We start from the raw sequence: 21,616 nt of genomic DNA, 5'->3' as shown, positions 1-21,616 counted from the left end.
TTCCTTACGCAATCGGCTGATAGGTCTGTTCTACGCTCATCCCGGCGCGGGCGCGGCGTACCGGTAGCCGTGGTGATCCAGGAACCCCAGATCGCGGTAGAGCGCCAGTGCCCCCGTATTCTCGACCTCGACCTGCACATAGGCGTGTGTCGCGCCCCGGTCGTGGCCCCAGCGGATCAGCTCGGCGCAGACCAGCGATCCGAGTCCGTGCCTGCGATGCTCGGCGCCGACCGCCACGCAGGTCAGCCCGATCCAGCGGCGCCCGTCCGGCGCGTCGGTGATCGCCCCGCGCCCGATCGCGATCGGCTGCGGCACCCCGAGCGACGCGAAACCCACTTCGCCCTCATGCACCGCGGTCAGCACCTCCGGCACCGGAACCGGTGCCGAAACCGCCTGCGCCGCAGGATTTTCCCCGCGGTACCGATGCATATCCAGCCAGGCCGCGTCCGGCGCCGAGGCGATCCGGACCATCGGCGGCCCCTGCGGCAGTACGAAATTCTCGATATCGATGCCGAGCACCGCGGTTTCGTTCCAGGTGCGCCACCCGTGCGGCACCGGGGCCAGGCGATCGGGCAGCAGCAATTGCAGCGGCAGGCCATGTCCGGTGAACCATTCGCCGATGCGATGCACCGTCTCGGCCGTCAGGAGTGCGGGCGCACCCGAATATCCCAGCGGTACCGCCGAATTCGCGCGGCCGGTGTATCCATTGCCTGCCCGCAGCAGCCAGCCGTCGATCCAGGCCTGCTCCAGGCCGGGCCAGGCATGCGCCGCCGCGGTCTCCAGCGCCCGGATCTCGCTCGTGCGAATCGGTCTGGGACCCAATGCTTTCAGCGCGACCACCCGGTCGGGAGAGATCGAGATCAGCTGGCCGTCCGCGGCCCGGACGGTCAGTGGATCCATCGAGACCAGCTCGCCGATCACATCGGTGAGCGGCTGGGGATAACCCGCGGGCAACCTATACCGCAGCACGACCCGGCGGCCGAGTGGAATCTCCGGGGGCTGGGCCGCCGATTCAGTCGTCATGCCCGAACGGATCGGGCACGGTGCCCGGAAGCCAGCTGCGGCCCGACGCGCCCCAGCCGTTGCGCTTGATCGCCTTCTTCGCCGCGCGGGCGTTGCGCCCGATCAGCACGTCCACGTACAAGAATCCGTCGAGGTGGCCGACCTCGTGCTGCAGCATCCTGGCGAAGAAGCCCTTGCCCTCGATATCGACCGGATTGCCGTGCTCGTCGGTGCCGGTCACCCTGGCCCACTCGGCTCGCCCGGTGGGGAACTGCTCGCCGGGCACCGAGAGGCAGCCCTCTTCGTCCTCGTCCGGGTCGGGCATGGTCTCCGGCAGCGCCGAGGTCTCCAGCACCGGGTTGATCACCGCGCCCTTACGCCGGGTGGCGGAGCCGTCCTCGGCGATATCGGGGCAGTCGTAGACGAACAGCCGCAGCGGGACGCCGACCTGATTGGCGGCGAGGCCGACGCCGTTCGCGGCGTCCAGCGTCTCGTACATATCCGCGATGAGTTCGGCCAGCTCCTCCGGTGTCTGGTTGACCGGCTCGGTGGGGTTGTGCAAAACGGGGTCACCGACGATCACGATGGGGAGGATTGCCATGGACAATAAGCCTACTGGGTGCCGAATGCCCGGTTGTCGGGTGGCGATCGGTAGGTGACACGCCCATATCGGACGCCGCGCATCGGACTCCGGCCGATGACCTGCGCGCGGTCGAGCTAAGGCGAGGCAACTGCCTACTGTCCGGTAAACACGCCGGGAGTAAGGCCGGGCTGTCCGTGGTCCCGTGGTTGAATGATCCGCGACGTACAAGCACCATTTTTCGTCTGGTGGCAACTCGGCGAGGGAGCGAGATGGACGGCGCAGCGGCACGGAATCTTTCCGCGATCCAGGACGGCCCTTCCGCGAGCGAAGGTTTGCCGGTCGGGGTCAGCGCCCCGGCCGAGGAGGGTGACGGTGGTCTCAGCCGCCGCGAACACGACATTCTGGCCTTCGAACGGCAGTGGTGGAAGTACGCCGGTGCCAAGGAAGAGGCCATCCGGGAGCTGTTCGGCATGTCGCCGACCCGCTACTACCAGGTGCTCAACGCGGTGGTCGACCGGCAGGAGGCGCTTGCCGTCGACCCCATGCTGGTGAAACGGTTGCGTCGGCTCCGGGCGAGTAGGCAGAAGGCCAGAGCCGCACGGCGCCTCGGTTTCCAGGTATGACCCGCTTTCCCGGTGCGATGCGGGCGTCGGAACCCGATGTGGGACTAGGGTCGACATCGTGAGCTACCCCAATCCCACCTCCGGCGGGCCGCCGTTGCGCGCGCTGGCGATGGTGTTGATCGCGCTGGCCATCGTATTCGCCGGTCTCGGTGCGATGTCGTTGTCGAGTTCCGATTCCGGCACCTCGACGGCGGCCGAGTCCTCGACCGGCGCGACCGCTTCGGCGGCGGCGCAGGCCACGGCGGCGACCTCCGCCTCGGTGACCTCCGCCCCGGTGACCACTGCCCCGGCGACCACTGCCCCGGCGACCACTGCCCCGGCGACCACAACTGTGGCGGCGAACACCACGGCCCCCACCAGCACCAAGACGCCGACCACCACCGCCGCGACGGTGAATCGCGCAGTGCCGATTCGAGTTCTGAACAACAGCCTGGTCGCGGGGCTGGCGGGGCGCACCGCCGAGCAACTCGCGGCCGACGGCTGGACCAATGTGTCGTCCGGTAACTACTCGGGCGGCACAATCGCGAAAACCACTGTGTACTACGGGAACTCGCCGGGCGAGCGGGATGCTGCCCTGGCGATCGCGGCGGAGCTCGGCGCCACCGCCGAGCCGAAGTCCGCCGGAGTCGGTGACTCGACCGCGGGTGTGGTCGTCATTTTGACCGGTAACTGACGGTAGAGCCAACCGAGCCACACGGCCCTGTCACTGCGCGACACGGCGGGCGTGGCATCATCTTGGACGGTAACGAACGTGTCCACCCAGCTTTACTCGTAAACTCGGTACTCGTAAAGGAGTTCCCCCAATGGCCCCGTCCACAACTCGTCGCCCGTCCTGGCGGACTGTGACCCCGGTGCTTGCGGTCGCGGTCTTCGGCCTCGCTGCCTGTTCGAACAGCCAGGAGTCGAGCGATGTCAAGGGAACGACGCCCCCGGTGTGGACCGGTGCGGCGACCCCGCCAGTCGGCGAGTCCGGCCAGCAGCACGGCAATGCCGAGACGAACCCCGGCGCCAAGATCGATCTGAAGGACGCCTCGGGCAAGTCGGTCGGTACCGCGACCATCACCGCCACGGGCAACCACCTGCAGGTCCAGGTGGAGGCGCACGGCCTGCGCCCCGGCTTCCACGGCATGCACATCCACCAGATCGGCAAATGCGAGCCCAACTCGGTGGCCCCGACCGGCGGTGCGGCGGGCGACTTCCTCTCCGCGGGTGGGCACCTGCAGGTGGGTAGCGCGAACGCGCATCCGGCCAGCGGCGACCTGACCTCCCTCGAGGTGCGCTCGGACGGTTCGGCCACCCTCCTCACCACGACCGACGCCGTGACCTTGGCGGATATCAAGGGCAAGGCGCTGATCATCCACGCCGACGCCGATAACTTCGGCAACATTCCCAACCGCTACGTTCGTGCCGACGGTGTGGCAGGCCCGGACGACACCACGCTAGCGACAGGCGACGCGGGGGGCCGCGTCGCCTGTGGCGTAATCGCGTAGACAAGGTGCGAGATGGCCGGGGCAGGAATTGAACACGTTCCCTTCAAAGGTTCTCCCCGGCCCACCATCGGCATCGAATGGGAGATCGCGCTCGTCGACAAAGTGACACGCGATCTGTCCAACACGGCCTCGGCTGTCTTCGACGCCGTCGGTGATCTGCGTGCCTGGGACGGCACCCCGCAGGTCACCAAGGAGTTGCTGCGCAATACCGTCGAGATCGTGACCGGGGTGCACGATACCGTCGGCGCCGCGGTGGAAGATCTGCACGGCACCATGGACACCGTGCGCCGCGCCGCCAACCCGCTCGGTGTCGACCTGTTCTGCGCGGGCACCCACCCCTTCGCCCAGTGGTCGGCCCAACAGCTGACCCGGTCGGAGCATTACGACGAACTGATCGAGCGCACCCAGTGGTGGGGCCGCCAGATGATGATCTGGGGCGTCCACGTGCACGTCGGAGTCTCACACCGGGACAAGGTCTTTCCGATCCTGAACTCGCTGCTGCTGTCATATCCGCATCTGCTCGCGCTGTCCGCGTCCTCGCCGATGTGGGCCGGTTCCGATACCGGCTACGCCAGCAATCGCACGCTGATGTTCCAGCAGTTGCCCACCGCCGGACTGCCGTTCCAATTCGAAAACTGGACCCAGTTCGAGCATTTCGTGTACGACCAGCTCAAGACCGGGGTGTTCGAACAACTCGGCGGCATGCATTGGGATATCCGCCCCGCGCCCAAATGGGGCACCATCGAGGTGCGGATCTGCGACGGCACCTCGACCCGGGCCGAGTTGGCCTCGATAGCCGCTTTCATCCACTGCCTGATCGTCGATCTGGACCGCAGGGTCGAGAACGGGGAGCAGATGCCGACGCTGCCGCCATGGCATGTGCAGGAGAACAAGTGGCGGGCCGCGCGGTACGGGCTGGACGCGATCGTCATCGTGGACGCCGCCAGTAATGAGCGCTTGGTCACCGACGACCTGATGGAGCTATTGAACCGGTTGGAGCCGACGGCCAAGTTTCTGGGCTGCGCGGACGAGTTGGCCGCGGTGGCCGAGATTCCGATGCGTGGCGCGTCGTACCAGCGGCAGCGCAAGGTGGCCGCCGCATCCCAGGGCGATCTGGTCGCCGTGGTGGACGCGCTGGTCAAAGAGTTGGATCAATAGTTTTCGGACCGATCCGGTCGTCTGTCGTTCAATTCGCCAGGGGGACGGCGTTCATCGCTTGTTTACTATGGTCGAGTGCTTGTCGAAGATCCGGGTTCCGGCGTAGGAAGAGCGGCGCGGCGAGCGGCCGTACCGCGAACCCGGATCTGGTTCGGGGCCGCTGTCGCCGCGGTGCCGGTGCTGTTGATCGTGCTGCAGGTGATCGCCGCCCAGCAGGGGTTCGAGGGGCCGCTGGCGAGCCTGTGGAAGGACTACGCGGGCACCCCGAAATCCATGTCGGTGCCGTGGGCCGGGCTGGTGCTGGCCCTGGTCGGTATTTCCAAGCAGCGCCGGATCATTGCGCTGAGCGCGGCCATCGCGATCGACCTGGTGTGCGCGGGACTGCGGCTGCTGGCGGGAGATCCGCCGACCGTGGGCAATGGTCCGGTGATCGTGCTCACCGCGATCGCCCTGATCGCCTGGCTGCGCTGGAGCGGTGTGGAACGGCGCAATGCGCTGCATGCCGCGGCGCTGGGGGCGCTGCTGATTCTCGCCACCAAGGTGGGCGATGTCTGGTTGCACGTCACGGTGGTGACGCGACCGGAGGTGCTCGACGAATACGTGATGCTCGCCGACCATGCGCTCGGTGATCCGTCGTGGGTGCTGGGTCGGGTGCTCGACGCGCTCGGTCCCGTCGTCTACGCGGTGCTGCACTGGGTCTATATCGAACTGCCGGTCGCGGCGATCGTGGTCGCGGTGTGGCAGCTGCGCCGGGTGGTGTCGACCGGACAGTGGCCCACCCACTTCCTGGTGCGCACCTTCCTGGTGCTCGGCTTGATCGGCCCGGTCGTCTACGTGCTCTTCCCGGTGGTCGGCCCCATGTTCGCATTCGGACCGGATGGTCACGGCCTGCAAGTCGGCAACTACTGGCCCGGCATGGTCCCGCCCATCGACCGCGATCCGACGGCACTGCCCTTCGATGCCGCCACCCCGCGCAACTGCATGCCGTCCATGCACACCGCGTGGGCGCTGTCGGTCTTCATCCACACCCGCCGCGATACCGACGGCATCCGCGCGCCCGCCTGGCTGCGCTGGGGAGGCGCTTTCTGGCTGGTCGCCACCCTGGTCGCCACCCTCGGCTTCGGCTACCACTACGGCGTCGATCTCGTCGCGGGCGCGGTGCTCTGCCTGACCGTCGAATCGGCGCTGCGCGAACCGGAACGCGGCTGGGGCTGGTTCCGCATCCGCCTGGTCGGCGCGGGCGTCACCGTCCTGGCCGCGCTGCTGCTGTCCTACCGCTACCTCGCCGTTCCGATGGCCGAGTACCCCGCCCTCGCGGGCACCGTCGTGCTCGCCCTGCTCGCGGGCATCGCGGCCGCCTTCCACGCCACCTGGTTCGCGGGGCAGCGAGAGGTCGTCGCCGAGCCGATCGAAGTCGAACCCGCTACCCCCTGAATCCGGCGGCCTCGTCCGGGTCGTTCGAGGTGACGGGTATCGGCGGGGATCCGAGCGGGTACGCGGTTTCCTCAATCGATCTCGTCGCCCAGTTCGTTGACGCGGAGCAAACCGTCGCGGTGGCGTTGTTCACGGTAGGCGGTACGGCCGATCAGGTGGGCGATGACCGGGGCGGTCAGGAGGGTGAACAATCCGACCAGCACCAGCATCCAGGCATTGGCGTCGCGGCGCAGGTCGATCGCGGTGCCCATGAGAATCAGGATCAGACCGACCACCTGGGGTTTGGTGGCGGCGTGCATGCGGGTGAGGGTGTCGGGGAAGCGCAGGATGCCCAGTGCGGCGGTGAATGCGAGGAACGCACCGGTCACGATGAGGAAGGCGGACAGCCACTGCCACGGCGTCATCGGTCGTCCCGAACGCGAAAACGTGAGACGGCGGCCGATCCGAGGAACCCGACCAGGGCCAGCGCGACGATCGCGGGGATGACGGTGGTGTCGTCGCTGTATGCCGCCCAGACCGCGAGGCCCGAGGCGGCGATGGCCATCAGCGAATCGATGCCGACGACGCGGTCCAGCGTGTTCGGACCCGCCAGAATGCGATAGCTGGTGATTACCGCGGCGGCCGTGAGCAGGACGGCCGCGATGACGGCGACGACGGTCATCTGTTCACCTCCGGAAGGATTTTCGAACGGGCCGCTCGAAGGCGTCGATCAGCAGTCGCTCCAGCCTGCGGGTGGTCCGATAGAACTTGTCGACGGCGGCGTCACTGCCCACGTCGAGGACATGGACGTAGACGACGCAGCGCGGTCTATCGATCTCGAGCACCATGGTGCCCGGGATCAGATTCAGCAGGTCGGTGCAGAGCACGAGCACCAGATCGGAGCGGGTGCTCAGATTCACCCGGAGCACACCGGAGACCGGCGGCAGTGCGGGGCGAACCGCGAACCACGCCACCTGGAAACTGGATTCGAGCGCGTAATACGTACTCACCACGAGCAATTCGACCAGCGACAGCGGATTGAGCCTGCCGGTGACCGGTATCCGCGGCAGCGGCAGCGCCACCATGATCAGCGCGCCGATGGCCAGTCCGCCGAGCAGATTGCCGACGCTCAGATCACCCCACAGCGCCGTGTAGACCAGGGTGAGCCAGACCAGCACGCCGACCCGGACCACATTGTCCCGGTTCAGCGCGCGGCGATGCGGGGCGCTCACCGGAACGCTCCCGGGTCGCCGAGCACCGCGCCGATGTAGACGGCAGGGTCGTGCAGATCGGCCGCGGCGCGGTCGGCGATGGCGAGAATCGGTCCGGCCAGCACGGTCAGGCTCAGTCCGGCCGCCGCCAGCGCCGCCGTCGCGAACAGCATCAGCGGCGGCATCCGGCCCGGATCGGGGCGCTCGTCGTACAGCACGTCTTCGGATTCCTCGATCAGCGTGGGCGGACTCGCGGCCGCCAGATGGCCCTCCGGCGCCTCCGCGCGCGGCCGCCAGAAGGCCTTGGCCCATGTCCGCGCCGCCACATACAGGGTGAGCAGGCTGGTGAGCACCGCGCCCGCCACCAGCACCCAGGCCAGTGCGCGGCCGTCGGCCGCACCGGCCTGGAGTAGCGCCATCTTGCCGATGAAGCCCGAGAACGGCGGTATCCCACCGAGATTCAGTGCCGGAACAAGGAACAGCACCGCCAGCAGAGGACTCGTGCTCGCCAGCCCGCCGAGGCGGCGCAGCGACGTGGATCCGGCCTGCCGCTCGATCAGGCCGACCACCAGGAACAGTGTGGTCTGTACCAGAATGTGGTGCGCCACATAGTAGATCGCGCCCGCCAGCCCGGCCGCGCTGCCGAGCCCGACACCGAAGACCATGTACCCGATGTGGCTCACCAGGGTGAACGACAGCAGCCTGCGGATATCACTCTGGGCGATCGCGCCGAAAATGCCGATCAGCATGGTGAGCAGCCCGCAGACCAACAACACCGTATCGAAACTGCCGTCGGGGAACAGTAGCGAGTGCGTCCGGATGATCCCGTACACACCGACTTTGGTGAGCAGACCGGCGAAGACCGCGGTCACGGGGGCCGGGGCGGTGGGGTAGGAATCCGGCAGCCAGTTCGACAGCGGGAACACCGCGGCCTTGATGCCGAACGCCACCAGCAGCACAGCGTATACGGAGGTGCGAATCCCCTCTGGCGCTTCGTCCATCCGCACCGCCAGCTGGGCCAGATTCAGTGTGCCGGTGGTCGCGTAGGCCAGGCCGATGCCGATGAGGAAGATGAGCGACGACAGCATCGACACCATCACATAGGCCACACCCGCCCTGATCCGCTGTGCGGTCGCGCCGACGGTGAGCAGTACGAACGACGCGGCCAGCAGGATTTCGAAGCCGACGAACAGGTTGAACAGATCACCGGCCAGGAAGGCCGCCGAAACTCCGGCCGTGAGTACGAGATAGGTGGGACGGTAGATGGAGGTCGGCTGCCGCGCGTCGCCGTCGCGGATGTTCTGGCCCGCGCCGTAGAGCGAAACCGCGAGCAGCACAATGGATGAGACCAGCAGCATGGCCGCCGAGAGCCGGTCCACCACCAGGGTGATCCCGATCGGGGTCTGCCAGCCGCCGACCTGGAGTGCGGTGGTGCCGTCGCGATCGACCACGTGGAGCAGCAGTCCGCTGATCACCACCACGGCGGCGAGTGCGAGCAGCATGACCGTGCGCTGGATGTGCGGCCTGCGGCCGAATACCAGGGTCGCGGCGGCCGCGAGCAGTGGAACCAGCACCGGCAGCGGTGCGAGGACGGGCAGCAGATCGGGTGCGAGGCTCAAGCTTCCGGATCCTCCCGCTCGCGCCGCGTGGCCACCTCGACATCGGCGGGGTCGTTCTGCACATCCTCGGTGGTGGTGAGGATGTAGGACCGGTAGGCGAGCGCGAGTACGAAGGCCGCCAGACCCATGGTGATGACGATTGCGGTGAGCACCATGGCCTGGGCGAGTGGATCGGCCATCTCGGTGTCCGCGCCCTCGGCAGCGCCCCGGATGGGCGGTCGCCCGTCGGATCCGCCGACGGTGAGGATCAACAGGTTCACCGCGTTGCCGAACAGGATCATGCCGAGCAGCATCTTCGAGACGGCACGTTCCAGGATCAGGTACACCCCGCAGGCGACCAGGACACCGATCAGGATCAGTAGCGTCAGATTCGAGGTCACGACCGGGAACCTCCTCGTGCCGAGGTGGTTTCGGTGGTGTCGGCCAGCTCGCTGTCCAGGCGTGCGCCCAGGCTGCGCAGCACGTCGAGTGCCAGTCCGACCACGATCAGGTAGATGCCGAGATCGAAGAGCAGGACGGTGACCAGCTTGATGTGCCCGACCAACGGCAGCGTCACCTCGATGACGGCCGAGGACAGCGGCGGCGCCCCGAGCAGCAGCGAGGTCGCGGCGGTGCCCGCGGCCAGCGTCAGTCCGGCGCCGAGCACTTGTCCGGCATCGACCGGCAGCGCCTCGCCCAACTCGTAACGCCCACCGGCCAGATAGCGCAGCGTCAGCGCCAAGCCCGCGGTGAGCCCGCCCGCGAAGCCGCCGCCGGGGGCGTTGTGACCGGCGAAGAAGAAGTAGACCGACAGCACCATGATGGTCGGAAAGACCAGCCGCGTGGTGATCTGGAGGACCATCGAGCGCTCCTCGCGCGCCATCAGCCGGGCCGCGGGCAGCCAGCTCACCGCATCCGGGTCGTACCGCGGGGAATCCGCCGCACGCGGCGCGCTGCCGAAGCGGCGGGTACGGAACACCAGTGACGCGACGCCGGTCGCGGCGACGATGAGCACCGAGACCTCGCCGAGGGTGTCCCAGGCGCGGATATCCACCAGCAGCACATTGACCGCGTTCTTGCCGCCGCCGAACCGGTACGCCGCCTCGGGGATCCGATGCCAGATGGGTTCGCTGGATCGGGCCGCGGTGGCGAAGGCGGCCAGCAACGCGACGGTGGCGCCGACGCCGGCGGCCAGCAGTGCCCGGCGCACCTTGAAGGCGGCGGTGCGCGCCTCCTCGATCTCGGCCGGGAAGGCGCGCAACACCAGCACGAAGATCACGAGGGTGAGCGTCTCGACCAGGAATTGGGTGAGCGCCAGATCCGGTGCGCCGTGCATCGCGAAGATCACGCCGCATCCGTAGCCGGTGACGCCGACGACGAGCACGCTGGCGAGTCGGTTGCGTAATACCGTGGCGCTCAGCGCCATTGCCGCCATGATCGCGCCGATGGCCAGCTGGAGCGGGGAATCCCACAGGCGTAGTCGCACCCCGGTGCGGGTGCCGAGCGCCAGGGCGACGGTCGGCAGAACGATCAGGGTGACGAGGATGGTCGCCTGACTCAGCGGCAGTGAACCGCGCTGCACCGATCCGGTCATCCGCAGTGACAGCCGGTCCATCGCGCGCAGTGTCGCGTCATAGGCGCGGTCGGCATTGCCGAGCCGGGGGTGCCTGGATTCGCCGAACCGCTCGCGCAGCAGGAACAATACGGCGCCCGCCGCGATGATCACCGCCGTCAGCGCCAGTGGCCCGGTGAATCCGTGCCACAGCGCGAGATGCGAATCCAGCGAACCTGGAAGGGTTTCCGCGTAGGGGCGCAGTAGGTTGTCCAGCCACGGCGCACCGAGCCCGGCGACCGCCCCGGCCACCGCCAAGAGCGCCGGCGCGGCCAGTAATAGCGCCCCCGGCCCGTGCCAGACCCCTTCTCGCGCAGTGTCCGCCGGGCCCAGGGCGGGAGTCTCCGGCGTACGAACGGCCTTGTCGCCGAACGCACCCCAGATGAAACGCGCGCTGTAGCCAACCGTCAGCGCGGAACCGAGCACCACACCGCCGAGGAGGACGGCCCGAGCCGGCCCGGCCGGATCGTCCGCGTCCAGGATCGCGCCCAATGCGCTCTCCTTGCCGACGAAACCGAGAAACGGGGGTATCCCCGCCATACTGAGCGCCGCCAGCACCGCGGTCCCGCACAGCACCGGCGCCCGGCGGCCGAGCCCCGACAGCAGACGCAGATCGCGGGTGCCCGCCCCGTGGTCGACGATTCCGACCACCATGAACAGGCACGCCTTGAACAGAGCGTGCGCCACGATCAACGCCACTCCGGCCAGCGCCGCGTCGGGCGTGCCGAGGCCGACCAGCAGGATCAGGAAACCCAGCTGACTGACGGTCCCGAAGGCAAGCACCAGCTTCAGATCGGTCACCTGTAGCGCCCGCAACCCGGCGAGCAGCATCGATGCCAGGCCCAGTGTGAGCACCAGCGGATGCCAGGGCGGGCTGTTCGCGAAGACCGGCGCCAGCCGCGCCACCAGGTACACGCCCGCCTTCACCATGGCCGCGGCGTGCAGATACGCGCTGACCGGGGTGGGCGCGGCCATCGCACCGGGTAGCCAGAAGTGCAGTGGAACGATCGCGGACTTGCTCAGCGCCCCGACAAGTATCAGCACCAGCGCCACATCGACCGCGATGCCGACGGGCGGCTGTTCCCGTGCCAGTAGGTCCGACAGCAGATAGCTGCCGCTGCGCTGACCCAGGATGATGATCCCGACCAGCATCGATAGCCCGCCCGCCGCGGTGACCAGCAGCGCCTGGATGGCCGCCCGTCGGCTCGTCGCTCGCTCGGCGTCATGCCCGACCAGCAGGAACGACAGCACCGTGGTGGCTTCCCAGAAGATGTAGAGCAGCACCATATTGTCGCTGGTCACCAGCCCGAACATGGCTCCGGCGAATCCGACCAGTTCGGCCGCGAAGACCCCGAGCCGGGGTTCGTCGTCCTCGAAGTAGCGGCCGCAATAGCCGAGGATCAGGGCGCCGACGCCGAGCACGAGGGCGGCCAGCACGGCCGCGAGCGAATCGAACCGCAGATCGATGTTCATATCGACGGCGGGCGCCCAGATGATCTGAACCTGCTGCGTACTATTCCAATTCGCGACGACCCAGCCGAGGCAGCCGAGGGGGACGAGCGCGAGCACGTAGAACGCGTTGCGCCCCAAGGCCCGCACGCACAGCGGTGCCGCCAGTGCGGCGAACGCATGGGCGAGCAGGATTGCGAGCAAACTGCACTCCGTCGGGTAGTAGCGGCGGGGTGGTGCAGGAAAATCCTACGTGGACCCTGGATGTTTCGCGAAAATGAGCGACTATGGCGTCGACCATCCCGCGACGCTTCGGCTATATGTCCGCTACTGGGCCGCCGCGGCCGGTTCGGTGGGTTCGGTGGGCTTGGGCCGACTGCGCGGCCGGAACCGATGCAGCGCAGCGAGTCCGATCGCACAGCCGACCGTCACCAGAAGCGCGGTGCGTCCGGGGGTGCCGGGGTCGGTCGTTCCCTCCCGCATCGGCAAGTCGCCGTCCTGGTTCGGCAGGGCGCTGACGGCCGAGGGCAGATAGAGTGCCGCGATGGCGAGCGCGCCGCTGGGGGCATACCGGGGCCGGACCGCGCCGCAGCAGTAGCCCGCCGTGAATGCCAGCCCGCCGCTGCTGATCGAGTACAGCACGCCGTTATCGTGCGGCGCGGTGACGATCGCGAATATCGACAGCCCCGCGATCAGGATGATCCCGAGTGAGGTGGCGGGCAGCCTGCTCCCCACCTGGACCCCGATTCCGGTCAGTACCAGCACCGCCAGCAGACTCCAGCCCGGCCGTGGTGCGGAGCCGAGCGCATCGGCGGTGGGTACCAGGCTCACCGCGAGGAACAGGCCCGCGCCATCGCGTCCGGGCAGCAGCATGGCCGCCACCATGGCCGCGATCACCGTCGCACCGACCACGACTGCGATTTCGATCGTGTGACTGCCGGACTCGCTCGCGCGGTCGTATTGGCGAGCCAGCCACTCGCTGCCCGCGAGGACGACCAGCGCGAGCAGCGTCGCGGCCAGGATCGGTGTGATCGGCAGATCGATCGTCCTTTCGGGGTCGCGCGACTCGACGCCTAGCGAGCGATTGCGACAGGCGCTGAGGAAGACCAGCGCCAATGCGATGCCGATGAGCCAGCCCGGTGGCGTCTCCAGCACGGCCCATGGATCCCGTTCCTTGATGTGCAGCACATCGGCGAAGTCGCCGAAGACGAAGAATCCGACGCCACCCAGCGCGAATCCGAAGGCGGGCAGTGGCCTGCGCAGCACGGCCGCGCCCAGCGCGCCGAGCAGTAGTCCGCCGCAGATCGCGTCGATGTAATTCTGTGTGGTGAGCATGTCGGGCGAGGAAACATTGCGTATGGCAAAGTGATTCACCGACATTCCGACCGCGCCGCCGAGGGCGACGAGCCAGGCGATCAGTGGCCGGGCGGAGGTGGTGACCAGCACCGCGCTGGCGGCCGCGACGACCACGCCGATCGCGGCGCCACGCGGCACGCTGTTGTAGAGGCTGGCGATCCGGTACGGGGTGGTCTCACTGGTCCAGGCGAAGGTGATCGGCAGAAACAATGCGATACCCGCGAGCGCGGCTCCAAAGAATGCCGTGACCGCGTCGAAGGTATCGCCGATCCGTCGCACGCAGCCGAACTTACCCGGGCCCGGCATCCGAATCTGTGATTGCCGACAGATAGCCCGCCCATGTCGCGCGGCGGAAAACGTGCGGCGGGCGCGAGTTTAGCCGCGGTTCTCGGCGTACTGCCGCAATGACTCGACCTGGGCCGGATCCAGGGAAGGGCGCACGACCTTCCTGGCCGCCGCGACATCCGCCGCGGTCACATCGGCTGCTTCCACATCCCGCCGCATTGCCGAGAGCGCAGCCTCGCGCAGTAAGGCCGCGCAGTCCGCGGCCGAGTAGCCGTCCAGTTCCGCGGCGAGCGCGGCCAGGTCGACATCGGCGGCCAGCGGCACCGAACGCCCCGCGGTGCGCAGAATCTCCCGCCGTGCGTCCGCGTCCGGCGGTGGCACGAAGACCAGCCGCTCCAGCCGACCCGGGCGCAGCAGGGCCGGATCGATCAGCTCCGGCCGGTTGGTCGCGCCGAGCACCACCACATCGCGCAGCGGCTCCACCCCGTCCAGTTCGGTGAGCAGCGCCGCGACCACCCGATCGCCTACGCCGGAATCGCTGCTCTGCCCGCGCCGCGGCGCCAGCGCGTCCACCTCGTCCAGGAAGATCAGCGAGGGCGCGGAATCGCGTGCGCGCTGGAACAATTCGCGCACCGCCCGTTCCGAGGCGCCGACCCATTTGTCCATCAGCTCGGCGCCCTTCACCGCGTGCACACTCAGCTGTCCGGTTCCGGCCAGCGCCCGCACCAGGAAGGTCTTGCCGCATCCGGGCGGACCGTAGAGCAGTACGCCGCGCGGCGGATCGATGCCGAGCCGGGCGAAGGAATCCGGATGCCGCAGCGGCCAGAGCACCGATTCGGTGAGCGCCTGCTTGGTCTCGACCATATCGCCGACGTCGTCGAGTCCGAGGCTGCCGATGGCGAGTTCTTCCATACCGGACCGCGAGAGCGGCCGGACCGTCCGCGCTGCCCCGAGCAGGTCGTCCTGGGTCAGCCGCGGCTCCGACTGCTGTTTGCTGGACCGCGAGGCGGCCCGCAATGCCGCCTCCCGGCACAGTGCGGCCAAGTCCGAGACCACGAATCCGGGTGTGTGGGCGGCGATCTCGTCGAGTTTCAGCTCATCGGTCGGTACCTTGCGCAGCAGCTGTTCGAGCAGCGCCTTACGCACCGCCGCGGTCGGCAGTGTGAGCGCCAGTTCGCGATCGCACAGGTCCGGCGCGCGCAACCGGGGATCCAGGGCCGCCGGATGCGAGCTGGTCGCCAGGAAGGCGATGGACAGCTCGGCCACCGCCGCCCGCAGTTGGTCGAGGATGAGCGTCGCGACCGGCTCGGCCTGTGCGGGCAGCAGCGCGTCGATATCGGTGATGAGCAGGATGCCGCCCTGCCCGGAACCGACGTCGGCTACCGCGGCGGCCACCTCGCGCAGCCGGGCTCCGCTCTCCGCGGCGCCGACGGTTGGCCCGTCCAGTTCGACGACGCGCCGCGGTGCGGCCACCGAACGCGCCAGGGTGGCCTTGCCGACGCCCGCGGGTCCGGTGATCAGGACGCCGAGATGCGGTGTGGCGCCGAGAGTTTTCAGCAACTCGGGTTCGTCGAGCGCGAGGCTGAGCCATTCGGCGAGTTTGGCGGCCTGCCCGTGCGCTCCGACCAGATCCTCGGCCGCGACCACGACAGCTTCGCCGGTAGCGCTGCGTGTGCCGAATCCATCTGTGGCGGCGATTGTTTCGAGTGCGTCGGCCGCGGCGCGGGACGGTTCTCCCGCCGCACGGTCGGCGGCATCGCGGGCCGCCACCACCCCCGCGCCCCACGCCACCGCGGTATTCGGCTGTACGCTCACCGGGCCGCGCACCGGGTCGGTGGCGGTGACGGTGAGCAGCTCGGTGGTCCAGGCGATCCCGAAGGTCCGCGAAAGCGCCTGGCTGGCCGCCGAAGACGGGATATCCGGGCCCAGGTCGCGTGGCAGCAGCGAGACCGCGTCCCCGACCGTGACGACCTTGCCGAGCAGCGCCTGCCGCAGTGTCGCCGCCGGAATACTGCGGGCGGCGTGCACCGAACCGCTCACCGAGATCTGCTTGGCGCCGTACACGGTCGCGGGTGACACCACCACGGTGGTGTCCGCACGCAAGCCCGCATTCGACAGCGTGACATCGTCGAGCAGCGCGATCCCGGCGGGGGTGCCCGTCGGGGCCACCCCGACCACCGCGGCGGTTCGTCGCGAGCCGATCAGCGCGATCCCGTCCCATTCGCGCAGCCCGAGCGCGGTCAACACCTCCGGATGCAGTCGCACCACCCCGCGCCGGGCGTCGGCGGCGGATGGATTCAGTCGAGCGGTGAGCGCCAGTTCTGCCACTGTGCCATTCTGCCGCGTTACGGCACATTCGTCCGAAGACCGGCATAACAAAGCCGCACACCGGCCGACGACGGAAATCTGTCGTTCATCGGCGGTGTGCGGCTGCGTTGGCGTCCGGATATTCGGATATCCGGCGATCAGCGCCCGAATATCAGGGCAGAACCTGCGGAACGACCTGGGGTGCGATGGTCCCCACGACGGCGCCGATGATGGCACCGGTGATAGCGCTGACCGGAACGGAGATCAGGGCCCCGACGCCGAAGGCCAGAATGCCGGGCAAACCCATGAGCGCGCCGATACCGGCGCCGATCGCCGCACCGTTCATCACCGGATCCGGGAATTGCGCATTCGGGTTGGTCGCAATTTCGTCGGCGGACGCGTCCGCGATCGGCGCGGCGGAAACCGGAGTGAATTCGGCGGCGATGGGTGCTGCCTCGGCAGCGGCGACAGGTGCCACCTCGATGCCGTACTGCGCCGGAGTGGCGGTGGTCTGAACGGCCGAAACCTGCTGTGCTGCAACCTCTTCGGCGTTCGCACCAGCGGTTCCAGCGCCGACGAGCGATACCGCGACGGCCAACGGCAACGCGCCGATCGCCAGCTTGCGCCCCGCCCGAATGACGGATTGACGAATCATGATTGGACTTCCCTCCCGACCCCCGATTCCCCACGGTGAAACTTCCCCCGACCAACCTAATGGTGAATTTCCCCCCCGGGCGAATCGATTGTCAACATAATCGAATCGAACGCGTTCATTCTTATCGAACGTTTCATGACGGCGCAATGAAAGTGGCTCTGATCACACCGCGACTCGTGCGGGTCGGCGATAACGAATTCCGGACCGTGCCACCCGGCCCCACTCACGCAGCCGAGCGCGCCACCGCGCCCTACCGCCCGGACGCGAGCCCGGGCGGGCGCGAGTTACTTCTTGACGACGATCCCGGCCGCCTGCGCGACCGGCTTGTCGGCATTGCTGGAGGACAGGCAGACCAGCTTGGCGGTGCCGAGCGCGACATTCGGGCTACCCGCGAACGGGCTGTCCGGATTCTCCGCCAGGATCTGCTCGATCAGCGCCTTCTCGTCCACCGCGTCGAGCCCCTTGAACTCACCGCAGGTGGTGCTGGAGGCCGTTCCGTTGGACGCGCTGTCGGCCTTCGTGGTGGTCGACGCCCGGCCCGCGCTCGTGGGCGCGGCAGCCGTCGCCGACGGACGCGCGGTACTGGTCGCGCTGGTGCCGGTATTGCCCTTGCGCAGGCCGCTGGCATCGGAGGATTCATCCGACCCGCCGCAGCCGGTCAGCGCCAAGGCCACCGCACCGGCGGCCAGGACAATGACGGAAATTCGCTTCATTTCGTGCTTTCCCGGGTGACTCCGGCGCCGGAGCCTCCGGCGCGTTCGGTGCAGCGTACCGGGTGTGGCGTCGGGTGGTCGGTAAGGGAGCTTCTCCGGTCGACGAACTCAGTGAATGTGTTGCTGCCAATCCGCTGGCACCCGGTCACGCGGGCCCGGCACACCCTGATCAGCGGGGTGGCTGTGCGGAGGCGTCAGCTCCGGGCCGCCGCCGTACATCTCCTCGGAACGGAAGTCCCAGAACCACTCCTCGCCGGGCTCATAGCTCTGAATGAACGGATGACCGGTCTCCGCGGCGTGCTTGGACGCATGCTGCGCGGGCGAAGTGTCGCAGCAGCCGATATGCCCGCACTGCGCGCACCGGCGCAGATGCACCCACCAACCCCGATTCGCGTCGCATTCCACACAGCCCGGTCCACTCGGCGGAACCGCGGGATCAATACCGTCGATTGCGTCAGTCATGGTTGTAGTTTGCCGCGCTCATGGGCGTGTCGCGTGTGTGACTCGCTTTGTGCGCGGCACTGTTCGGCGATCACAGTGGGGCTTCGACTGCTTCTTTGCTGGGATCGGGGCGGTGTAGGGGGAGCCGAACGATGAATCTGGTATTGCCCGGCTCGGATTCGACCCGGATGTCGCCGTCGTGCTTGTTCACCACTATGCGGAAGGAGATGTCGAGGCCGAGGCCGGTTCCCTCGCCGACCGGTTTGGTGGTGAAGAACGGTTCGAAGATCCGACGGCGCACGTCCTCGGGGATGCCGGGGCCGGTATCGCCGATCTCGACCACCGCGCAATCGTTCTCCTGATAGGTCCGCACGGTGAGGGTGCCGCGGCGGTCCATGGCGTAGCAGGCGTTATCGATCAGGTTGGTCCACACCTGGTTGAGTTCGGCGGCGTAGCAGGGCACCGGCGGCAGCGCGCGGTCGAATTCCTTGACCACATGCACACCATCGCCGAGCTTGCGGCTCATCATCACCAGCGTGCTGTCGAGCAGTTCGTGCAGATCCACCACCTGGAACGGCGCCCGGTCCATCTGCGAATACTGCTTGGCGGCGTTGACGAGCGTCGAGATCCGCGTGGTGGAGTCGGCGATCTCGTTCATCAGCAGCTCGGTTTCGATGGTGTAGTTGAGCCAGCGGATCGCACCCTCGAAGACCTTGTTCGGGCAGGCCTCCAGCGTGCCGCGGACCCGCTCCAGCCAGTCCACGTCGAAGCCTGCCTGCACGAAATTCGGAGCCAGATTCCAGCCGTCGGAGATCTCGTGCTCCTCCAGCCATGCACCGAGCAGGTCCTCGCGGTCCGCTGCCTCCATCGGCGTCAGTTCCGGCGCCTTGGCGACCTGCGCCGCGGCCTCCTCCTGTAGCCGCACCAGCGTCACCAGCACCTCCGGCTGGAATTTGCCCTCGGCCATCATGGCCAGCTTGTGCCGCATACCCGCGACCCGCTCGCGCAGGCCCGAGGTGGCGCGCACCGCCGCGGCGGCCGGATTGTTCAGCTCGTGGGTCAGACCCGCCGACAATGAGCCGAGTGCGAGCAGCCGTTCCCGCTCCGCCAGCCGCTCGTTGGTATTGCGGTTGCCGAAGAAGGCGCCCTCCAGCAGGTGCACCGCCATCGGGAACCACTCGTGCATCATGCGCGAGAAGGTGCCCGCGTCCAGGACGAAGAACCGCGACTTGCGGGTCACGTACATGGATCCGGTGTAGTTCTGGTCGACCTTGTCACCGAGATAGGCGGTCCACGCGCCGGAGTAGACGCCCTTGTATTCGGTGCGGTTCAACTCGATTTCGGTGCCGCCGGACAGTTTGGTGATGCGCACCTCGCCGTCCATCAACACGTAGAAGCAGGTGGCCGGATCGCCCTCACGGAAGACCTGTCCCGTTTCGATATATTCGATGCGGCCGTCCGCGCACAGCCAGCTCAGCTGTTCGTCGGTCAGCTTCTCGAAGAGGAACAGGGTCCGCAGCTCCGCGGGATCGCAGACCAGATGGCCGGTGCGCGCGGCGGTTTCGTTGCTCATTGCGTCCTCTCCTCCCGATTACGCCAGATACCTGTGCACGAGCATGACGGCCATGGCGCCTTCGCCGACCGCGGAGGCCACCCGCTTGGCGGAGTCGGCGTGCACATCACCGGCGACGAAGACACCGGGCACGTTGGTCTCCAGATGGTGTGGCGGCCTTGGCAACTCCCAACCCGCCGGGCGGGCGCCGTCGACGAGGAGGTCCGGCCCGGCCAGGACATAGCCCGCCTCGTCGCGCGTGACCACCCCGTCGAGCCAGTCGGTTTGCGGTGCGGCGCCGATGAACAGGAAAAGCCGCTCGGCCTCGGCCTTCTCCTCGGTGCCGGATGCGTTGTTGCGCAGCACGATCCGCTCGAGGTGGTCGTCGCCGTCGGCCGCGATCACCTCGGTTTCGGTGTGCACCTTGATATTCGGGATCTGCGCGATCTGCTGGATCAGGTAGTGCGACATGGATTTGTCCAGCGAATCCGCGCGGACCACCAGGTGCACGGTGCGCGCCTTGCGGGAGAGGAACACCGCCGCCTGTCCCGCCGAATTCGCTCCTCCGACGATGTAGACATCGTGGTCGGCGCATTCGGAGGCCTCGGTCATCGCGGAGCCGTAGTAGACGCCGCGCCCGGTGAAATCGTCCACCCCGGGCGCGGGATGGCGCCGGTAGTCGACGCCGGTCGCGATGATGACGGTATGGCCGCAGAGCCGGCCGCCGTCGGCGAAGTTCACGGTGCGCGCGGATCCGTTGACCTCGAGACCGACCACCTCGCGGGTGGTGATCACCTCCGCACCGAATTTGGCGGCCTGGCGCCGGGCCCGATCGGCCAGCTGGGCGCCGGACAGCCCGTCCGGGAAGCCGAGGTAGTTCTCGATGCGCGAGCTCTGCCCGGCCTGTCCGCCGGTGGCGGTGCGTTCGACGAGCACCGTGCGCAGCCCTTCGGACGCGCCGTAGACGGCCGCGCCCAAGCCGGCCGGTCCGCCGCCGACCACGATCAGGTCGTAGAAGTCGCCGGTCGGATTGACGTTGAGGCCGACGCTTTCGGCCAGCTCACTGTCCGAGGGCTGGATCAGCGCCTGCCCGGCCGAGGTGATCACCACCGGACATCGTTCGGCGTCGGTGCCCGCCGCCTCCAGCAGTCGCGAGCCCTCCGGCTCGTCGGCCAGATACCAGCGGTAGGGCAGCTGATTGCGGGCCAGGAACTCCCGCACCTGTGAGGAGCGCGGCGACCAGCGGTTGCCGACCACCTTGGTCTCGGTCACCGGCCGGTGCTCGCTGGAGCGCCAAGCCTCCAGCAGGACGTCCAGCACCGGGTACAGCTTCTCTTCCGGCGGATCCCACGGTTTGAGGAGGTAATGGTCCAGGTCGACCACGTTGATCGCGTCGATCGCGGCGCTGGTGTCGGCGTAGGCGGTCAGCAGCACGCGGCGCGCGTACGGGTGCAGGTCCATCGCCTGCTCCAGGAATTCGATGCCGTCCATGCCCGGCATCCGGTAGTCGGCGATCAGCACGGCGACGGGCTGGCCGCGCAGTTTCATCTCACGCAGTGCGTCGAGCGCGTCGGCGCCCGATTCCGCACGCAGAATCCGGTAGTCGGCCCCGTAGCGGCGGCGCAGGTCACGCACGACGGCACGGGAGACGCCGGGATCGTCGTCGACGCTGAGGATGGCCGGCTTCGTAGCAGCGGGTGCAGTCACCTAACGAGTATGTCGCCTCGCCACGACTGATGCTGTCGGCGTTGGATTCCCACCCCGTCCCCCCGCCCCCGTGGTGGCTATAGCCGGTGCTGTTCGACCATTTCGAGCTCGCTGGGTGTGAGCAGTCGCTCGAGGCGTTCCTCCTGGACCTGAGTTCTCACCCGGCGGGGCGAGGCGCCACCGCCCGATCCGAACTCATCGGGATCGGGGGAGGGTAGCAGCGGAAGCCGGTCCGCATGCCGACGATGCAGGAGGGAGCGCAGTTTCACGGCCGATCACCTCACGCTGGACGGAAATGTAGGTGGCAGTGTCTGATGCTTCTTCTATCCGCCATTGTGCGCTCGGCATTACAGCGGCGGGTCACCAAAAGGCCAAAATGTGACCTGGGCGCCTTCCACCCAGCTCCGGCTAGGATTACTGTTACCCGTCGTTCAGATGCGCTCGGATGCCGGGCGCGCGCA

21 protein-coding genes are annotated in these 21,616 nt (G+C 68.1%); 5 read left to right on the top strand and 16 right to left on the bottom strand.

Going from position 1 to position 21,616, the window contains the following annotated elements:
* Window positions 1-36 precede the first annotated feature (36 nt).
* Window positions 37-1,023: a GNAT family N-acetyltransferase gene (locus AB0H61_RS19185; RefSeq protein WP_357306090.1), complete on the bottom strand. Its 987-nt coding sequence runs from the start codon at window positions 1,021-1,023 to the stop codon at window positions 37-39.
* Window positions 1,013-1,603, bottom strand: a complete 591-nt coding sequence (locus AB0H61_RS19180; RefSeq protein WP_357306087.1) for a peptide deformylase — start codon at window positions 1,601-1,603, stop codon at window positions 1,013-1,015. Before AB0H61_RS19180 ends, AB0H61_RS19185 begins: the two co-directional genes overlap by 11 nt.
* Window positions 1,604-1,854: 251 nt before the next feature.
* On the opposite strand from AB0H61_RS19180, the gene AB0H61_RS19175 reads away from it, so the two are divergent.
* From AB0H61_RS19175 to AB0H61_RS19155, 5 genes are all read left to right on the top strand, one after another.
* Window positions 1,855-2,208, top strand: a complete 354-nt coding sequence (locus AB0H61_RS19175) for a DUF3263 domain-containing protein (protein ID WP_357306084.1) — start codon at window positions 1,855-1,857, stop codon at window positions 2,206-2,208.
* 58 nt (window positions 2,209-2,266) lie between these two features.
* Window positions 2,267-2,881: a LytR C-terminal domain-containing protein gene (locus AB0H61_RS19170; RefSeq protein ID WP_357306081.1), complete on the top strand. Its 615-nt coding sequence runs from the start codon at window positions 2,267-2,269 to the stop codon at window positions 2,879-2,881.
* Between the two features lie 130 nt (window positions 2,882-3,011).
* Window positions 3,012-3,698 (top strand): superoxide dismutase family protein, encoded by a 687-nt coding sequence (locus tag AB0H61_RS19165; protein ID WP_357306078.1) that lies wholly within the window; start codon window positions 3,012-3,014, stop codon window positions 3,696-3,698.
* A gap of 12 nt (window positions 3,699-3,710) precedes the next feature.
* Window positions 3,711-4,856 carry a glutamate--cysteine ligase gene (locus AB0H61_RS19160; RefSeq protein WP_357306075.1) on the top strand — a complete coding sequence of 382 codons (1,146 nt, stop codon included), beginning with the start codon at window positions 3,711-3,713 and terminating at the stop codon, window positions 4,854-4,856.
* Between the two features lie 144 nt (window positions 4,857-5,000).
* Entirely contained in the window at window positions 5,001-6,290 is a 1,290-nt protein-coding gene (locus AB0H61_RS19155) for a DUF5933 domain-containing protein (protein ID WP_357306470.1), read from the top strand.
* Between the two features lie 71 nt (window positions 6,291-6,361).
* Here the strand turns inward: AB0H61_RS19155 and mnhG are convergent, their stop codons facing one another.
* From mnhG to AB0H61_RS19085, 14 genes are all read right to left on the bottom strand, one after another.
* The gene (mnhG, locus tag AB0H61_RS19150) at window positions 6,362-6,694 is read right to left on the bottom strand and encodes a monovalent cation/H(+) antiporter subunit G (protein WP_357306072.1); all 333 of its coding nucleotides are present in this window, start codon (window positions 6,692-6,694) and stop codon (window positions 6,362-6,364) included.
* Complete coding sequence (locus AB0H61_RS19145; protein WP_357306069.1) at window positions 6,691-6,951, bottom strand: monovalent cation/H+ antiporter complex subunit F; 261 nt, start codon at window positions 6,949-6,951, stop codon at window positions 6,691-6,693. Before AB0H61_RS19145 ends, mnhG begins: the two co-directional genes overlap by 4 nt.
* Before the next feature lie 4 nt (window positions 6,952-6,955).
* Window positions 6,956-7,477, bottom strand: a complete 522-nt coding sequence (locus AB0H61_RS19140; protein ID WP_357306467.1) for a Na+/H+ antiporter subunit E — start codon at window positions 7,475-7,477, stop codon at window positions 6,956-6,958.
* 20 nt (window positions 7,478-7,497) lie between these two features.
* Window positions 7,498-9,099, bottom strand: a complete 1,602-nt coding sequence (locus tag AB0H61_RS19135; protein WP_357306066.1) for a Na+/H+ antiporter subunit D — start codon at window positions 9,097-9,099, stop codon at window positions 7,498-7,500.
* Window positions 9,096-9,479: a Na(+)/H(+) antiporter subunit C gene (locus tag AB0H61_RS19130; RefSeq protein ID WP_357306063.1), complete on the bottom strand. Its 384-nt coding sequence runs from the start codon at window positions 9,477-9,479 to the stop codon at window positions 9,096-9,098. Before AB0H61_RS19130 ends, AB0H61_RS19135 begins: the two co-directional genes overlap by 4 nt.
* Complete coding sequence (locus AB0H61_RS19125) at window positions 9,476-12,343, bottom strand: Na+/H+ antiporter subunit A (protein WP_357306060.1); 2,868 nt, start codon at window positions 12,341-12,343, stop codon at window positions 9,476-9,478. Before AB0H61_RS19125 ends, AB0H61_RS19130 begins: the two co-directional genes overlap by 4 nt.
* Window positions 12,344-12,466: 123 nt before the next feature.
* A complete protein-coding gene (locus AB0H61_RS19120) occupies window positions 12,467-13,774 on the bottom strand; it encodes a hypothetical protein (protein WP_357306057.1) in 1,308 nt (435 codons plus the stop codon).
* A gap of 96 nt (window positions 13,775-13,870) precedes the next feature.
* Window positions 13,871-16,108 carry an AAA family ATPase gene (locus AB0H61_RS19115; RefSeq protein WP_357306054.1) on the bottom strand — a complete coding sequence of 746 codons (2,238 nt, stop codon included), beginning with the start codon at window positions 16,106-16,108 and terminating at the stop codon, window positions 13,871-13,873.
* 151 nt (window positions 16,109-16,259) lie between these two features.
* Window positions 16,260-16,742: a hypothetical protein gene (locus AB0H61_RS19110; RefSeq protein WP_357306051.1), complete on the bottom strand. Its 483-nt coding sequence runs from the start codon at window positions 16,740-16,742 to the stop codon at window positions 16,260-16,262.
* 284 nt (window positions 16,743-17,026) lie between these two features.
* Window positions 17,027-17,455 carry a hypothetical protein gene (locus AB0H61_RS19105; protein ID WP_357306049.1) on the bottom strand — a complete coding sequence of 143 codons (429 nt, stop codon included), beginning with the start codon at window positions 17,453-17,455 and terminating at the stop codon, window positions 17,027-17,029.
* A gap of 108 nt (window positions 17,456-17,563) precedes the next feature.
* A complete protein-coding gene (locus AB0H61_RS19100) occupies window positions 17,564-17,917 on the bottom strand; it encodes a UBP-type zinc finger domain-containing protein (RefSeq protein ID WP_357306046.1) in 354 nt (117 codons plus the stop codon).
* A 70-nt stretch (window positions 17,918-17,987) separates the two neighbouring features.
* The gene (locus AB0H61_RS19095; RefSeq protein ID WP_357306044.1) at window positions 17,988-19,469 is read right to left on the bottom strand and encodes an ATP-binding protein; all 1,482 of its coding nucleotides are present in this window, start codon (window positions 19,467-19,469) and stop codon (window positions 17,988-17,990) included.
* An 18-nt stretch (window positions 19,470-19,487) separates the two neighbouring features.
* Window positions 19,488-21,155: an FAD-dependent oxidoreductase gene (locus AB0H61_RS19090; RefSeq protein ID WP_357306042.1), complete on the bottom strand. Its 1,668-nt coding sequence runs from the start codon at window positions 21,153-21,155 to the stop codon at window positions 19,488-19,490.
* Window positions 21,156-21,232: 77 nt separating this feature from the next.
* Complete coding sequence (locus tag AB0H61_RS19085; protein ID WP_357306040.1) at window positions 21,233-21,424, bottom strand: hypothetical protein; 192 nt, start codon at window positions 21,422-21,424, stop codon at window positions 21,233-21,235.
* Window positions 21,425-21,616: the final 192 nt, after the last annotated feature.

Source organism: Nocardia sp. NPDC050710 (genome assembly GCF_040654375.1).
In the GTDB taxonomy this organism is placed as follows: domain Bacteria; phylum Actinomycetota; class Actinomycetes; order Mycobacteriales; family Mycobacteriaceae; genus Nocardia.
Note: the sequence above shows the minus strand (reverse complement) of the source record. Positions and strands in the feature narration are given on the sequence as shown.

Coding starts and splice junctions, on each gene's coding strand:
- AB0H61_RS19185 (WP_357306090.1), bottom strand. CDS start 1,023: ATGACGACTGAATCGGCGGCCCAGCCCCCGGAGATTCCACTCGGCCGC.
- AB0H61_RS19180 (WP_357306087.1), bottom strand. CDS start 1,603: ATGGCAATCCTCCCCATCGTGATCGTCGGTGACCCCGTTTTGCACAAC.
- AB0H61_RS19175 (WP_357306084.1), top strand. CDS start 1,855: ATGGACGGCGCAGCGGCACGGAATCTTTCCGCGATCCAGGACGGCCCT.
- AB0H61_RS19165 (WP_357306078.1), top strand. CDS start 3,012: ATGGCCCCGTCCACAACTCGTCGCCCGTCCTGGCGGACTGTGACCCCG.
- AB0H61_RS19160 (WP_357306075.1), top strand. CDS start 3,711: ATGGCCGGGGCAGGAATTGAACACGTTCCCTTCAAAGGTTCTCCCCGG.
- mnhG (WP_357306072.1), bottom strand. CDS start 6,694: ATGACGCCGTGGCAGTGGCTGTCCGCCTTCCTCATCGTGACCGGTGCG.
- AB0H61_RS19145 (WP_357306069.1), bottom strand. CDS start 6,951: ATGACCGTCGTCGCCGTCATCGCGGCCGTCCTGCTCACGGCCGCCGCG.
- AB0H61_RS19110 (WP_357306051.1), bottom strand. CDS start 16,742: ATGATTCGTCAATCCGTCATTCGGGCGGGGCGCAAGCTGGCGATCGGC.
- AB0H61_RS19105 (WP_357306049.1), bottom strand. CDS start 17,455: ATGAAGCGAATTTCCGTCATTGTCCTGGCCGCCGGTGCGGTGGCCTTG.
- AB0H61_RS19100 (WP_357306046.1), bottom strand. CDS start 17,917: ATGACTGACGCAATCGACGGTATTGATCCCGCGGTTCCGCCGAGTGGA.
- AB0H61_RS19095 (WP_357306044.1), bottom strand. CDS start 19,469: ATGAGCAACGAAACCGCCGCGCGCACCGGCCATCTGGTCTGCGATCCC.